At 70.7% G+C, this 13,970-nt stretch carries 16 protein-coding genes and 1 pseudogene; 10 read left to right on the plus strand and 7 right to left on the minus strand.

The window, feature by feature from the left end; genetic code table 11:
- Nucleotides 1–39: 39 nt before the first annotated feature.
- Both OG588_RS25875 and OG588_RS25880 read left to right on the plus strand, forming a co-directional pair.
- The gene (locus tag OG588_RS25875; protein ID WP_405949364.1) at nucleotides 40–1,104 is read left to right on the plus strand and encodes an aldo/keto reductase; all 1,065 of its coding nucleotides are present in this window, start codon (nucleotides 40–42) and stop codon (nucleotides 1,102–1,104) included.
- 61 nt (nucleotides 1,105–1,165) lie between these two features.
- Nucleotides 1,166–1,531, plus strand: a complete 366-nt coding sequence (locus tag OG588_RS25880) for a nuclear transport factor 2 family protein (RefSeq protein WP_266859583.1) — start codon at nucleotides 1,166–1,168, stop codon at nucleotides 1,529–1,531.
- 43 nt (nucleotides 1,532–1,574) lie between these two features.
- On the opposite strand, the gene OG588_RS25885 is transcribed toward OG588_RS25880, so the two are convergent.
- The gene (locus tag OG588_RS25885; RefSeq protein WP_405949365.1) at nucleotides 1,575–2,516 is read right to left on the minus strand and encodes a hypothetical protein; all 942 of its coding nucleotides are present in this window, start codon (nucleotides 2,514–2,516) and stop codon (nucleotides 1,575–1,577) included.
- Nucleotides 2,517–2,689: 173 nt separating this feature from the next.
- Here OG588_RS25885 and OG588_RS25890 point away from each other — a divergent pair, with 173 nt between their 5' ends.
- Nucleotides 2,690–4,360: a glycoside hydrolase family 13 protein gene (locus OG588_RS25890; RefSeq protein WP_405949366.1), complete on the plus strand. Its 1,671-nt coding sequence runs from the start codon at nucleotides 2,690–2,692 to the stop codon at nucleotides 4,358–4,360.
- A 5-nt stretch (nucleotides 4,361–4,365) separates the two neighbouring features.
- Here the strand turns inward: OG588_RS25890 and OG588_RS25895 are convergent, their stop codons facing one another.
- Complete coding sequence (locus OG588_RS25895) at nucleotides 4,366–5,112, minus strand: DUF4142 domain-containing protein (protein WP_405953214.1); 747 nt, start codon at nucleotides 5,110–5,112, stop codon at nucleotides 4,366–4,368.
- Between the two features lie 177 nt (nucleotides 5,113–5,289).
- Here OG588_RS25895 and OG588_RS25900 point away from each other — a divergent pair, with 177 nt between their 5' ends.
- Both OG588_RS25900 and OG588_RS25905 read left to right on the plus strand, forming a co-directional pair.
- On the plus strand, nucleotides 5,290–6,216 hold the full coding sequence (locus tag OG588_RS25900) for a PucR family transcriptional regulator (RefSeq protein WP_405949367.1): 927 nt from the start codon (nucleotides 5,290–5,292) through the stop codon (nucleotides 6,214–6,216).
- Nucleotides 6,217–6,236: 20 nt separating this feature from the next.
- Complete coding sequence (locus OG588_RS25905) at nucleotides 6,237–6,419, plus strand: helix-turn-helix domain-containing protein (RefSeq protein WP_405953215.1); 183 nt, start codon at nucleotides 6,237–6,239, stop codon at nucleotides 6,417–6,419.
- Here OG588_RS25905 and OG588_RS25910 read toward each other — a convergent pair.
- Nucleotides 6,398–6,871: a carboxymuconolactone decarboxylase family protein gene (locus OG588_RS25910; protein ID WP_405949368.1), complete on the minus strand. Its 474-nt coding sequence runs from the start codon at nucleotides 6,869–6,871 to the stop codon at nucleotides 6,398–6,400. The two genes, OG588_RS25905 and OG588_RS25910, sit on opposite strands and share 22 nt — an antisense overlap.
- Before the next feature lie 225 nt (nucleotides 6,872–7,096).
- Between OG588_RS25910 and OG588_RS25915 the strand changes: the two genes are divergently transcribed.
- Complete coding sequence (locus OG588_RS25915; protein ID WP_019055308.1) at nucleotides 7,097–7,798, plus strand: DUF6445 family protein; 702 nt, start codon at nucleotides 7,097–7,099, stop codon at nucleotides 7,796–7,798.
- On the opposite strand, the gene OG588_RS25920 is transcribed toward OG588_RS25915, so the two are convergent.
- From OG588_RS25920 to OG588_RS25930, 3 genes and pseudogenes are all read right to left on the minus strand, one after another.
- Nucleotides 7,738–8,160 carry a hypothetical protein gene (locus OG588_RS25920; protein WP_405953419.1) on the minus strand — a complete coding sequence of 141 codons (423 nt, stop codon included), beginning with the start codon at nucleotides 8,158–8,160 and terminating at the stop codon, nucleotides 7,738–7,740. The two genes, OG588_RS25915 and OG588_RS25920, sit on opposite strands and share 61 nt — an antisense overlap.
- 79 nt (nucleotides 8,161–8,239) lie before the next feature.
- Nucleotides 8,240–8,416, minus strand: a pseudogene (locus OG588_RS25925) (threonine/serine exporter family protein); the annotation flags it as partial.
- Between the two features lie 530 nt (nucleotides 8,417–8,946).
- Nucleotides 8,947–9,438, minus strand: coding sequence for a hypothetical protein (locus tag OG588_RS25930; RefSeq protein ID WP_405949369.1), 492 nt, complete (start codon nucleotides 9,436–9,438; stop codon nucleotides 8,947–8,949).
- A gap of 150 nt (nucleotides 9,439–9,588) precedes the next feature.
- Here OG588_RS25930 and OG588_RS25935 point away from each other — a divergent pair, with 150 nt between their 5' ends.
- The 4 genes from OG588_RS25935 (at nucleotide 9,589) to OG588_RS25950 (ending at nucleotide 13,490) form a co-directional block, all read left to right on the plus strand.
- Nucleotides 9,589–10,890, plus strand: coding sequence for a hypothetical protein (locus OG588_RS25935; RefSeq protein WP_405949370.1), 1,302 nt, complete (start codon nucleotides 9,589–9,591; stop codon nucleotides 10,888–10,890).
- A gap of 72 nt (nucleotides 10,891–10,962) precedes the next feature.
- On the plus strand, nucleotides 10,963–11,490 hold the full coding sequence (locus OG588_RS25940) for a hypothetical protein (RefSeq protein ID WP_405949371.1): 528 nt from the start codon (nucleotides 10,963–10,965) through the stop codon (nucleotides 11,488–11,490).
- Nucleotides 11,491–11,633: 143 nt separating this feature from the next.
- Nucleotides 11,634–12,371: a response regulator transcription factor gene (locus OG588_RS25945; RefSeq protein ID WP_405949372.1), complete on the plus strand. Its 738-nt coding sequence runs from the start codon at nucleotides 11,634–11,636 to the stop codon at nucleotides 12,369–12,371.
- Nucleotides 12,372–12,377: 6 nt separating this feature from the next.
- On the plus strand, nucleotides 12,378–13,490 hold the full coding sequence (locus OG588_RS25950) for a sensor histidine kinase (RefSeq protein WP_405949373.1): 1,113 nt from the start codon (nucleotides 12,378–12,380) through the stop codon (nucleotides 13,488–13,490).
- A gap of 101 nt (nucleotides 13,491–13,591) precedes the next feature.
- Here the strand turns inward: OG588_RS25950 and OG588_RS25955 are convergent, their stop codons facing one another.
- A complete protein-coding gene (locus OG588_RS25955; protein ID WP_266859612.1) occupies nucleotides 13,592–13,963 on the minus strand; it encodes a DUF6479 family protein in 372 nt (123 codons plus the stop codon).
- Nucleotides 13,964–13,970: the final 7 nt, after the last annotated feature.

A 13,970-nucleotide genomic window follows, 5' to 3' on the forward strand; every position in this document is an offset into this window, starting at 1 on the left:
TGTCGCCGGTACCGGTCACGGCAGAGGAGATGGCACGGCATGACGAGGCTGAGCACGTACGTCACGCTCGGACGTACGGGGTTGAGGGTGAGCCCCCTGGCTCTGGGCACGATGACCTTCGACGACGGCAGCTGGGGATCCGCGCCCGAGGAGTCCTTCGCCATCGTCGACCGCTACCTGGATGAGGGCGGCAACTTCGTCGACACGGCCAACCAGTACAACGGCGGGGCGTCGGAGTCGACGCTGGGCGCGTACTTCGCACAGCGCCCCGGCGTGCGCGACCGCATCGTGCTCGCGACCAAGTTCGGCGGCACCTTGAACCCCGGTGACCCGAACGCCGGCGGTGCCGGGCGCAAGGCCGTCCTCACGCAGTTGGACGCGTCGCTGCGGCGCCTGAACACCGAGTACGTCGACGTGTACTGGATGCACATGTGGGACCGGCACACCCCGCTGGAGGAGACGCTCTCGACCCTGAACGACCTGGTACGCACGGGGAAGATCCGCAGCTTCGGCCTGTCCAACACGCCTGCGTGGTGGGTCGGCCAGGCCGCCACGACCGCCCGGCTGCGCGGCTGGGAGTCCGTCGCGGCGCTCCAGGTGGAGTACTCGCTGCTCGCCCGGACCGTGGAGGGGGAGCAGTTCGGCGCCGCCCGTGCGTTCGGCCTGGGTATCACGCCCTGGAGCCCGCTGGCCTCGGGGGTCCTGTCCGGCAAGTACTCCCGCACCGCCACCGACCATCCGGATTCCGGGCGGGCCGGGTACGCCGTTCCGCTGCTGACCGAGCCGACGTTCGTCGTCCTGGATACGCTGGAGCGCATCGCGAAGGACCTCGGTACGACCGTGGCCCGGGTGTCGCTGGCCTGGGTGCGCCAGCAGCAGCCTGTCACCTCTGTCCTCGTCGGGGCCCGCACCCTGGCACAGCTGGAGGACAACCTGGCCTCGGCCGACGTGGTCCTGGAGGCCGCGCACCTCGCCGAACTGGACGCGCTGACGACCCCCGCTCTCGACTATCCGCACCCGTTCGTGGACGAGGTCGGCATCGGCTTCCAGCAGGGCGACACCACCGTCAACGGACTCACGTCCGCCGCCTTCCGGCGGACCTGACGCTCGCTCGACGGGCGCCCGTCATGAACAGCACGAAACCCCGCGAGGAAAGGCAACCCCGATGGTGACAGAGCAGCAGGTAAGCACCTGGGTCGAGGGCTACGAGCGGGCGTGGAGCAGCAACACGAAGAAGGACATCGCCGCGTTGTTCACCCTGCGGGCCGAGTACCACGAACAGCCGTACGAGACCGACTGGATCGGTCGCGAGGCGATCGTCAAAGGCTGGCGCGGTCGGGCACAGTGGCAGGAGGGCGGCTGGGAGTTCGCCTGGTCCCTCCTCGCCATCAACGGGGACACCGCGGCAATCCAGGGAACCGGCAGGTACAAGGAACTCGGTACCTTCGCCAATCTCTGGACCGTGACGTTCGACAAGAACGGAAAATGCAGCATGTTCCGCATGTGGAACAACCAGGTCGCGGACAGTTAGGGATACATCCCCAAGGGGGTGTATCCCTAACTGCTCTCTTTTCCTACGAGTGCGAAGCCCGCCTGCGCCGCGTGGCCACCACGATCGCCGCGCCGCCCGCCAGCAGCACCGCGGCCCCGCCGATCAGTACGCCGCTGCCGCCGCCGCCGGTCTCCGCGAGGTCGCCGCCACCGCCGTTGGGCGAGGGTGCCGTCGCGGGAGTGGTCGACTCGGAGTCGGCCGGGGTCGGGGTGGCGGACTCCGGGGTCGACTCGGAGGCGCTCGGCGTCGGGGTCGAGGACTCGGAGGCGGGCGGGGTGGACTCCGGGACCGACGGCGGGACCGAGGCCGGGGCGGACGGCGACGGGGGCTGGGACTCGGTGGTCGTGCAGTCCTTCGTGCCGCCGTTCCAGGCCGCGATCAGCTTGTCCTTGATGACCGTGTGGTCGGGGCCCTTGGGCAGGTCGCCGTGGACGAGGCCGTCACCGGCGGCGGGGTTGCCGTCGAACTTGACCGCGCCGCGGTAGAGGTCGATCTGCGCGAAGCAGCCCTCGTCCGGCACCGCGATGTCGAGCGAGTCGGTCTGGCCCTTCTTCACGGTCACCGTGTCGAAGTCGACGAAGACCTGCTGCCCGGAGGTGGCGAAGGTCGGGCCGTGGGCGATGTACGAGGCGAGCGAGGCGGTGCAGCTGCCGGCGTCACCGGCGGTGCGGACCTTGATGTGGATCTTGCCGTCGTCGGTGGGCTTCAGGTTCTGGTCGTCGACCTTGACGGAGGGGAAGAAGGCCGTGCCGTCCAGCGAGAACTGGCAGCCCTCGGTCTCGGTGACCGTACCGGCGCCTGAGCCGGGCCGGTAGTGGCCACCGGACTTCCAGCCGTCACCGCCGTCGTGGCCGCTGGTGGCCCAGGCGCCGGAGGCGGCGCCGACGGAGGCCGCGGCGAGGGCGAGGGAGGCGGCGCCCGTCCCCAGCAGGCGACGCACAGTGACACGACTCGCTATGGACATACTGATCCCATCTGGCGGTGCAAAGAGTGGAGGGTGGCGGAGCGAAGAGGCGAAGAGGCGCAGCAAACACCGGGCCCATTGGTCACATGCGCCACAGCGTGTGCACATCGTGGGTCCACCGGAAGATGACTGTCAACTTGCCTTGGTGTAAAGGGAATTCATAAGGAGACCATGTGTCCGACCTGTCCTCCCGTGACCCGAACTGGTGGCGTCAGGCCGTCGTCTACCAGATCTATCCGCGCAGTTTCGCCGACGCCGACGGTGACGGGCTCGGAGACCTCAAGGGCATCACCCAGCGCCTCGGTCACCTCGCCGCCCTGGGCGTCGACGCCCTCTGGCTCAGCCCCTTCTACCCGTCCGAACTCGCCGACGGGGGCTACGACGTCGCCGACTACCGCGACGTGGACCCGCGCCTGGGCACGCTCGACGACTTCGACGCGATGGTCGCCGAGGCCCACCGGCTTGGCCTGAAGGTCATGGTCGACATCGTGCCCAACCACACCTCGCGGCAGCACAGTTGGTTCCGGGAGGCGCTGGCCGCCCCGCCCGGCTCCGCCGCCCGCGACCGGTACGTGTTCAGGGAGGGGCGCGGTGCGGACGGTCAACTCCCGCCCACCGACTGGCCGTCGGTCTTCGGCGGCAGCGCGTGGCGGCAACTCCCCGACGGACAGTGGTACTTGCACCTCTTCACACCCGAACAGCCCGACCTCAACTGGGCGAACGAGGAGGTCCGGGCCGACTTCCGTACCACGCTGCGCTTCTGGTCCGACCGAGGGGTCGACGGCTTCCGCGTCGACGTCGCCCACGCCCTCGCCAAGGACCTCGCCGAGCCGCTCCGCGACGTGGGCCCCATCGCGGCGAACTCCGAGGATGTCCTCGACTCGATCCCGCCCGGCAGCCACCCCTACTACGACCGCGACGAGGTCCACGAGATCTACCGCGACTGGCGGCGCACCGTCCTCGACACCTACACCCCGCCCCGCATGGCGGTCGCCGAGGCCTGGGTACCGGCTGCCCGCCGCGCCCTGTACGCCCGCCCGGAAGAACTCGGCCAGGCCTTCAACTTCGAGTACCTGGAGGCGGGTTGGGACGCGGACGAACTCCGCGAGGTGATCACCGCTTCGCTCGCCACGGCCCACGCGGCAGGCGCCTCGGCCACCTGGGTCCTGTCCAACCACGACGTCGTACGACACGTCTCGCGCCTGATGCTGCCCCCGGGCACCGACCCCAACACCTGGCTCCTGTCCAACGGCCGCACTCCGCCGGTCGACATGGCGGCCGGCCTGCGCAGGGCCCGCGCCGCGACGTTGCTGATGCTGGCGCTGCCCGGTTCGTCGTACGTCTACCAGGGCGAGGAACTCGGTCTGCCCGAGGTCGCCGACCTGCCCGTGGAGGTTCTCCAGGACCCCGTCTGGGAACAACAGGGCCACACCCACAAGGGCCGCGACGGCTGCCGGGTGCCCCTGCCGTGGACCTCGGCCGGTCCGTCGTACGGCTTCGGGCCGGGTCCCGCGTGGCTGCCGCAGCCCGCGAGCTTCGCGTCGTACGCCGTCGAGGCGCAGGACGGGATCGAGGGCTCGACCCTGGAGCTCTACCGCACCGCACTCCGCCTGCGCCGCAAGCTGCTCGACGGGGAGGAGCTGACCTGGGCCGCGGACAGCCCGCCCGGGGTGCTGCACTTCGCGCGCTCCGACGGCTGGCGGTGTGTCACCAACCTGTCGGCCGTGCCGGTCGCCCGCCCGCCGGGGGAGGTGCTGCTGAGCAGCCGACCGGCGGCGGGCGACGGGGAGTCGGTACCATCCGGGCTTTTGGCACCGGACACGACCGTGTGGCTGGGGGCGTAGCGCGCTCATCCCACCGTCGGGGTGCCGGTCGGGTTGGCCGCGCTGCCGCTGGCCGACTCGCCCGGCAGGACCGGCGGTTGGGTGGTGCTGTTCACCGGCGGGGTGAGCACCACCTCCGGCTGGCCCGCGGCCGGGGGTGGCGGGGTCAGGTCCACGGCGGGCAGCTTCGGCGGGGTCGTCTCCTGGAAGAGGACCTGGCTGAAGTTGACCAGGCCGGTGTCCTCCATCACCGTGATGTGGTCCAGAACCGTCGCGTTGGCCTGGTTGGCCAGGACCCGCACCAGGGTGTTCTCGGTCGTTCCGCGGATCTTCGCGATGGTGGCGAAGATCGAACCGTGCGTGACCCGCAGGATGTTGGCGAAGTCCGTGTCGAACTGCTTGCCACTGTCCGCGTTCAGGGTGTTGATGAACCCCTGCTGCTGCGGGCTGGGCTGGTTCGGGATCGTGATGTTGAGCATGGGCGCGATCTTGCGGACGGTGGAGTCCAGCGCCGCGTGCCCGTCGATCAGGTGCTTGCTCGCGGTGATGACCGCCGGGCTCGCCCCCTTCTTCAGTCCCATCTGGCCGACGGGGTACTCCCACAGCCCTGCCGCACGCACCTTGACCACGAAGTCGCGGTCCGCCTCGGTCAGCGGTCCCCACTGCGTGTTGGCGATCACGCGTGCGGGAGCGCTGGAGACCGTGGTCACGCCCAGCATTGCCGGATAGGCCAGTGCGACGAGGGTCAGGCTGAGGGCACCCCCCACAACCATGGTTCCCGTCGCGTTCCGCGAAAAGCGCACCGTACCTCCTGTGTCGTGGACCGCCCGTCGGCGGTACGGACAGTGGGGAATACGGATCGGAGGAGCGCGCGGAGTCTTTTGTTTTGGTAAAGCCGGAGTGGGGCGCGTCACAAGTGACGGGTGGTGGCTCCGGATAGGTTGCGAAGGATGGACTCCCTTTCCCCGGCCGCCCGTTCGCTCGCCGCCCGCTGCGAACCGCGGGTGAACGAGCTGGCCCGGCGGATGACCCGCACCGTCTTCGAGCAGCTGAACGGGTACGCGGAGCTGCCCGCCGAGGTGAAGGACGTCGAGATCACGGCGACGGCACGGCGGGGTCTGCGCCAGTTCCTGCGCGGCGCGGCGGGCGGGGAGGCCGAGGCCCAGCGTGTTCCGGCGGGGGATCTTCGCCACTTCCAGGAACGCGCACTCCAACGCGCGGACGAGGGCAGGCCGCTCCACCTCCTCCTCGGGACCTACGCCTCCGGCGCCCACGTCCTGTGGCAGGCCCTGACGGACGAGGCCCGCCCCGGGGAGGAGGCCGCGCTAACCGAACTCTGCGGCGCGCTCATCACGTCCCAGGGCCGGGTCATCCGCGCGGTGACCGAGAGCTACCTCGACGAACAGGCGGCCATCGCGGCGGAGCGGCGGGAGCAACGCCGGTCGGTGGCAAGGGCGTTGCTGGAGGGTCCGTTCCTGGTCGTACACCTGCGGTTGGAGGCCCGGCAGTCCGGCGGTGTCGCGATACGACGGCTCGTTCGCCGGGTGCAGACGGCCCTGGACCGGGTGTTCGGTACGGAGGTGCCGGCGCTGCTGGACGGTGGTGGCGGTCACGCGCTCGTGCCGGGACGTACGGAGTTGCGGGAGGCGGCGGGGCCCGGACTGCGACTTGCCGCGACGGTCGCCTCGGACATCGGGGGCATCCCGGAGGCGGCGAGGGTGGGCGCGGAGATCGTGCGGGCGGCGACGGCCTGCGGCCACGCGCCGGGCGCGCATCGCCTGGACGACGTACTCCTGGAGTACCACCTCTCCCGTCCCAGCGCGGGCAGCGACCGTATCGCGGCGCTCCTCGCCCCCTCGCCGACCGCCCGGAGCTGACCGCCACCCTCCGCACCCACCTGGAACAACGCCAGGACCGCCGGGCCACGGCCCGCGTCCTGGGTCTGCACCCCAACTCGGTGGACTACCGCCTGGCCCGGATCACCGAGCTGACGGGCCTGGACCTGGGCGCACCCCGGGACGCGGCGCTGGTGCTGGCGGCGCTGCTGCTCGGCTCGGGTCAGGCGAACTGGCCGGGCTGATAGTCGCCGGCGGGCATCGTGAGCATGACGTTCATGCGGTTGAAGCTGTTGATGAGGGCGATCAGCGCGACGAGGGCCATGAGCTGCTCCTCGTCGTAGTGCTTGGCCGCGTTCTGCCACACCTCGTCCGAGACCCCGCCGGCCGCGTCCGCGATACGGGTGCCTTCTTCGGCCAGCTCCAGCGCCGCGCGCTCGGCGTCGGTGAACACGGTCGCCTCACGCCACGCGGCGACGAGGTTGAGCCGTACCGAGGTCTCGCCCGCGGCGGCGGCGTCCTTGCTGTGCATGTCGGTGCAGAACGCGCACCCGTTGATCTGGCTCGCGCGCAGCTTCACCAGTTCCTGTGTGGCGGCGGGCAGCGGCGAGTCGTCGATGACCTTGCCCGCGGCGATGAAGTGCTTCAGGGCCTTGCCGGCGACGGGGCTGGCGAAGGGGTTCAGTCGGGCACCCATGGTTGGCTCCTCGGTTCCGTCGTGTCTGGTCTGTCGTGGCTGATGCGTACACAGCTCCGACGGAATGACCCGGCAGGAATGTGACAGCCCCGGATGTGACCCGGGTCTCGCCGGCCTCGCCGCCCCGACCCGGCCCGCCGACCCCGTCCCCAACACCCCGTCATTGACGGAATGTTGACCGGTGTATGGCACAGCATTGGCGAACCCCCGCTTACGTTCTGCCCCATGCCCCCACTCCCCCCACACCCCCAGCAGCGGGCCCGGCAGCAGGCCCCCCTCCCCGTCCTCCCGTACCGCAAGCCCACCAAGGGGCGCGACTACTGGGTGCTGAACGACGTGCTTCCGGACGTGGATGCCGTACGGGAGCGGTGTCTCGCGAAGGACGACTGGGTCAAGGGGTATCCGTACACGTCGGAGACCTGGCCGGGGCTGCGGACGATGCCGGGGCTTGAGCCGGCCGAGATGGGGCGGATCGAGCGGCTGGTCAAACAGGCCACCGGGGCCAAGGAGTTGTGGGTGCAGAAGGCGCCCGGGGGCGGGACCCTCAACCACAACTGCATCCAGGTGGTGGGGGAGGGGGAAAGTGAACCCCGGCCGCACACCGACTCCCGTGCCCTGTGCCGGTACGCCGCCGTGCTGTATCTCAACCCCTCCGTGCCGAAGGACTGCGGGACCAGTTTCTACCGGCAGCACCTGCCGGGTGGACGGCTCGGCGGCAATGTCGTGCAGGCTCCGCACAACAACCTCGTCGATGCCCTCGGGACGCGCTTCGTCGCGCCGGACGCCTTCGAAGAGGATGTGCGCGTGCCGCACAAGTACAACAGTCTGCTGCTCTACAACGCCAACCTCGTGCACAGCGCGACCGGCTACCACGGCAGCACGCTGGAGGAGAAGCGGATGACCGCCGTCTTCTTCTGGATGGCCTGAGTACTGGCTGGTCTGGTCCCAACACCCTTGTTCCTGCGGCGACTTACGTCCCCTTTCTCCTCTCCGTCAGCGCCGCCCCGAACACCATCCAGTGTCGTCAGGCCGCGCATGCCGAGGGAGCCGACGGTGAGGGTGAAGAAACCGGGGAGGGGCAGGACCAGGCGGGGCGGGCGGTGCTCGGCGCGGGCCAGCAGTGTCGCCGCCGCCGACAGCACCGCCGCCGCCACGAACGTTCCGCCGACCTCCCCCACCAGCTTCGTGAACAGCGACTGCACGCCCACCGTGACGTAGACGAGGACGAGCAACGGCCAGTACAGGCGGCGTGGGACGGCGAAGGCGAGGACCGTGCCCGCGGTGAACACGAACCAGCCCAGGAAGAGGGACCAGTACGCCCAGATACAGCTGCACCAGCAGGAACACGGCGTAGACGAGACGGATCGCGCCGGTGGTGATGAGGCCGGCGGCCAACTCGGCGGTCGCCGTGCTCAGATAGTCGCCGGGGACGAGGAGGAAGAGGGCGGGCAGCATCAGCAACACCGGGCCGCCGTGGGACGGTTCGCGGGCGAAGACCTCAAGGGCCACCACGGAGACCGTCGTTGAGACGACCAGCGGCAACACCTTTGCCAAGCGCGGGAGTCGGTCCGCCGTGATCGCCAACGCCGCCGAGGAGCTTGAGCGGCCAGGGGTAGGGCGCGGTGACCTGGTCCAGGCGGAACACCTCGGGGAAACCGCGCACGGTCACCGTCAGCGCCGCCGCGTCAACCGGGCCAGGAACGCGGTGAGTTCGTCGAGCTCGTCGATCGCCGGCCCGACACCCCTCCCCCAAAAAAGTGTGACACTTCCGGCGAAAGTGTCACACTTTTCAGAACCACCCCCCCAACCTGAACGGTCCCGACCCGTCCGGCATCTCGGCCCCCGCCCCTCACCCGAACGGCTCACCCGACCTGCGCCCACCCTGACCTGGGTCACCCTCGCGCTGATGACGACCTCGCCGTGTGGTGCCAGTTCGCGATGACGATCTTCTACTACCCGAGCCTGCTCGCCTTCGTCGCGAGCACCATCTCGTACGTCACCGACCCGGCCCTCGCCTCCAACGGCCTCTACACCGCGATCGTCATCTTCGCGAAGGTGCGGCGGCGCTGGGGGACTCAGTACCGCAGCGCCGTGCCGACGTCCGCCTTCACGCCGCCGGACAACGTGCGGTTGCTGCGGGCGGTCGCCGTGGCGGACTTGTGGGCCGGGACGTCGGAGACGGTGACGACGACGGTGTCGAGCAGATTGCCGCCCTCGTCCTTGAACTCCACTTGTACGGCAAAGGACTTGGCCGAGCCGTCGGTGTTGTCGACGGTGACCTCGACCGTGCTGCGGCCGCCTGAATCCATGGCGGGGGTGCCGAGGTGGACGGCGTCCTTCGCGTCGACGCCGTTCTTCACGTTGTCGAGCCTGCGGCCGGCCTCGGCCGTTGCCGACGCGATCGCGCCGGTGGCCTGCGCGCCGATGGACGCGACGGCGGAGGCGGCCTTGCCGGCGACGGAGGAGGGGGTGCTGTCGTCGGAACAACCGGTCAACCCGGCCAGACCGGTCAGGGCGAGGGCGACAGCTGCCGCCGCCCGCACCGCACCACGCCTGTTCCAGGGCATGTCGCCTCCATGAGTGTCGAGTCGTCCCTCCAGTGAAGGTCCGATGCCGTACGACCGCATGCCGGCGTCACCCGAACGGCGCGGCACTGCTCGCGGACGCGGGCGACTGGGGATGCCCTGGCATTCACGGCGTCGGCGGAGGAGGAGCGGGTGGCGGAGAGCGGCGCCGAGGAGTTGGAGCGGCTGCGGGCGCGGGTCGCCGTACTGGAGGCGGAGCGGCGGCCGCGGCACCGGGTGCGTTCGCTGGTCGCGATCCTGCTGGTCGTCGTCGGGTGTGTCCTGGCGCCACTCGGCGTCGTGGCCGCGTGGACAGCGGACACGGTGGGGGACACCGACCGCTATGTGAAGACGGTCGCGCCGCTCGCCTCCGACCCGGACATCCGGAACGCCGTCGCGAACCGGGTGACCTCGGCCGTGATGGACCACCTCGACCTCACCGCCCTGCTGTCCGGTGCCGCGCCCGACCAACGCCCGCTGCTGGAAAAGGCGTTGGGAGCGCTGGGCGGTTCGCTGGAGGACTCGGTCCGCGCCTTCGTCCACGACAAGGCGCAGGCGGTCGCCGCCTCGGACGCCTTCGCGACCATCTGGAAGGACGCCAACCGCCGTGTCCACAGCACTGTGGAGAAAGCCCTGACCGGTAGTGGCGGTGGCGCGGTACGGCTCGACGACGGCGCGGTGACACTCGACGTGGGCCCGGTGGTGGACCAGGTGAAACAGCGGCTGGTCGACGAGGGGATGACGGTCGCCGGGAAGATCCCCGAGATCCACACGTCGATCACGCTCCTCAAGAGCGACGACCTCGGCACGTACAAGACGTACTTCCGCCTCCTCCAACTCGCCGGTACCTGGCTGCCGTTGGTGGCCGTCCTGCTGGTCGCGGCGGGCGTCCTGCTGGCGCGGCGGAGGCGCCGGGCACTGGTGACCGGCGCGCTGGGCGTGGCCGCCGCGACCGCCCTGCTCGGCATCGCGCTACGGGTCTTCCGCGCCGTCTACCTCGACGCACTCCCGGCGGGAGTGTCACCGGCCGCCGCGGCCGCGGTGTACGACGCGCTGACCCGGTTCCTCTTCACGACCGTGCGGATGGTCGTGGCGCTGGGCGTGGTGGTCGCGCTGGGCGCCTGGCTGACCGGTCCGGGGCGGCGGGCCGGTTTCGTACGGCGGCTGTGGGCGTCCGGGATCGGGGCGGTGCGGGCGGTGGCCGACGGGGCGGGCTTGCGGACGGGGCCGGTGGGGCCGTTCGTGCGCCGGTTCCGGGTGTGGATCGGCTGGGTGCTGGTGGGCGCGGCGATGCTCGCGTATCTGCTGTGGTCGCGTCCGACGGGGTGGGTGGTGGTCGGACTGGGGCTGGCGGTGCTGTTCGCGCTGGCGGTGGTGGAGTTCCTGGCGGCGGAACCGGAGGAGGGGCCGGGGGCGGGGCCGGGGGCCGCTTCGGGTGTCACCCGTACGGCGTAATCCCCCTGGTGGAGGCGGCGCCTCGGCCGGATGGTCGAAGCACCACACACCACAGAGAGGTGGGGTACGGCCATGACCCAGCAGCCGCACTCGACGCAGCAGCCGCACTCGCCGTCCGCAGGCGGCGAGGAGAAGCCCCCGGCCTGGAACGACTCCGGCGGACGCCCCGGCCAGACCCCCGGCACCCGGGGCTACGGCCCGTCGTCGTCCGGCGCCGGCCTCGCGGCCGGCGGCGCGGTCTTCGCCGGTGTCCTGATGCTGATGAACGGCGTCATCGCCATCCTTCAGGGCATCTCCGCGCTGGCCAAGGACGACGTGTACACCCGCGTCGGCGACTACATCTACAGCATCAACCTCACCGGCTGGGGCGTCATCCTGATCTGCCTCGGCGCCGTGGGCGTGCTCACCGGCTGGGGCATCCTCAGCGGTATGGGCTGGGCCCGCGTCTGCGGCATCGTCCTCGCGAGCCTCAGCGCGATCCTCCAGTTCATGTTCCTCCCGTACGCGCCGATCTGGTCGGTCATCATGATCGCGGTCGACGTGTTCGTGATCTGGGCACTGGCGGTGTACAGCCCGGGGCGGGACGGCGCGCGGCAGTAGGGCGGCGGCGGGACCGAGGTAGGACCGAGGTAGGACCGAGGTAGGACAGCTCGGGCGCCGGGGTTCTTACGAAACAAGGACGTCCGGCGCCCGGAGCCGGTGCGGGGCGGCATCGGCGGGGGGTGGGGTGCGAGGCTGGCCCCATGCAGCAGTCGTACGAGAAGGCCGGGAAGATCGACGGGACGGTCGGTGCCCGGGTACTGGTCGTCGACGACGATCCGACCGTCGCCGAGGTCGTCTCCGGGTATCTCGACCGGGCCGGGTATGTCGTGGAGCGGGCCGCGGACGGGCCGGAGGCGCTCGCCCGGGCCGACGCCCACTGGCCCGACCTGGTGGTGCTCGATCTGATGCTGCCGGGGATGGACGGGCTGGAGGTCTGCCGGCGGATGCGGGGGCGCGGGCCCGTGCCGGTGATCATGCTGACCGCCCGGGGTGACGAGGACGACCGGATCCTGGGCCTGGAGGTCGGGGCCGACGACTACGTCACCAAGCCGTTCAGCCCGCGCGAACTGGTGCTGCGCGTCGAGTCGGTGCTGCGGCGCTCACGATCGCCGGTCGGATCCGCCGCACCGCTGAGCGCCGGGGGACTGGCCGTCGATCCCGCCGCCCGCAGGGCCAGCAAGGACGGCACCGAACTCACCCTCACCCACCGGGAGTTCGACCTGCTCACCTTCTTCCTCCGCCATCCGGGGCGGGTGTACGGGCGCGAGGACCTGATGCGCGAGGTGTGGGGGTGGGACTTCGGCGATCTGTCGACCGTCACCGTGCATGTACGGCGGCTGCGCGGAAAGGTCGAGGACGATCCGGGGCGGCCGCGGTTCATCCAGACGGTGTGGGGGATCGGGTACCGCTTCGATCCCACCGGCACCGAGGAGGCCTGACCGGTCATGCGTGACGCCTTCCTCATCGCTCTTTTCGCCTTTCTCGGAGCCGCTGCCGCCGGAGTGCTCGGTGCCGGTGCCCTGTGGCTGCTGCGGCGGCGGTCGCTCACCGCGTCCGTGTCCGTCGTCGCCGCGGTCGCGGTGACCGCGATGCTCGCCGGGACGCTCGCCGTGGCGCAGGCGATGTTCCTGTCCCGGCACGATCTGTCCGTCGTCACCACCGTGGTCGCGATGGCCGCCGTCGTCTCCCTCCTCACCGCCCTGCTGCTCGGCCGCTGGGTCGTCGCCCGTAGCCGTGAACTCGCCCTCGCCGCCCGGGACTTCGGCGACGGCGGCGACTACTCCGCCCCCGCACGCCCCGCCACCGCCGAACTCGCCGACGTCAGCAGGGAGTTGGCCGCCACCAGCGCCAAGCTCGCCGAATCCCGGGACCGCGAACGCGCGTTGGAGTCCTCCCGCCGTGAACTCGTCGCCTGGATCTCGCACGATCTGCGCACCCCGCTGGCCGGTCTCCGCGCGATGTCCGAGGCCCTGGAGGACGGGGTCGCCGCCGACCCCGGCCGCTACCTCCGGCAGATCCGCACCGAGGTGGAACGCCTCAACGACATGGTCGGCGACCTCTTCGAACTCTCCCGCATCCACGCCGGCTCCCTCGCCCTCACCCGCTCCCGCATGTCCCTCTACGACCTGATCGGCGACGCCCTCGCGGGTGCGGACCCGCTCGCGCGTGAGCACGGCGTACGGCTGGTCGGTGACCGGATCGAACCGGTACCGGTCGAGGTGGACGGCAAGGAGATGAGCAGGGTGCTGGGGAATCTGCTGGTCAACGCGATTCGCCGGACGCCGACCGACGGCACGGTCGCCATCGCCGCCGAGCGGACCGCCGAGGGTGTCGTCCTGTCCGTGACGGACGGCTGCGGTGGCATCCCCGAGGACGATCTGCCGCGTGTCTTCGACACCGGGTGGCGTGGCACGCATGCACGGACCCCGCCCGCCGGGGCCGGGCTGGGGCTCGCGATCGTGCGCGGGATCGTCGAGGCGCATCAGGGACGGGCCGCCGTACGGAATGTGTCGGGCGGCTGCCGGTTCGAGGTGACGCTGCCCGCGGCGGAGGTGTGAGCCGACCGACCCAGGGCGGACCTGAGGGGTGAACCCCTGGGCCAGGTCACAAGGGCACGGGTCGAGAGGTCACAGGCCACCAGGTCACAGGGGCCACGAGGTCACACGTGGCCTATGCCGCCCCCGCCGAAGGAACCGCTTCTCCCGGGCAGCCAGCGCAGCCGGCTCTGGTCCTTGCCCGTTCTGGTCCCGGAGTGATGGAGTTGGTACGGCATCAGCCGCTCCTTCTCCTCCGAGGCGACAGGCATCTCGTCGGGCTCCCGCATCTCGCGCATCTCGTGGACGGCGCCGCCCGCGGGGAGGTGGGGCTGCTCCTCGGGGAGCGGCCGTGGAAGTTCCTGGTCCCGGACCTTCATGCCGAAATGGATGGCCCAGACCAGCGCGCCCGCGATCAGCAGGCCACCGAGAAAGGCGGCGCCCACGTCGAGCGTGTTGTGCGACGCGGCCAGCAGTTCGTACGTTGCCATGCTCATACTCCGA

This window comes from Streptomyces prunicolor, from assembly GCF_045162825.1.
GTDB lineage: Bacteria > Actinomycetota > Actinomycetes > Streptomycetales > Streptomycetaceae > Streptomyces > Streptomyces prunicolor.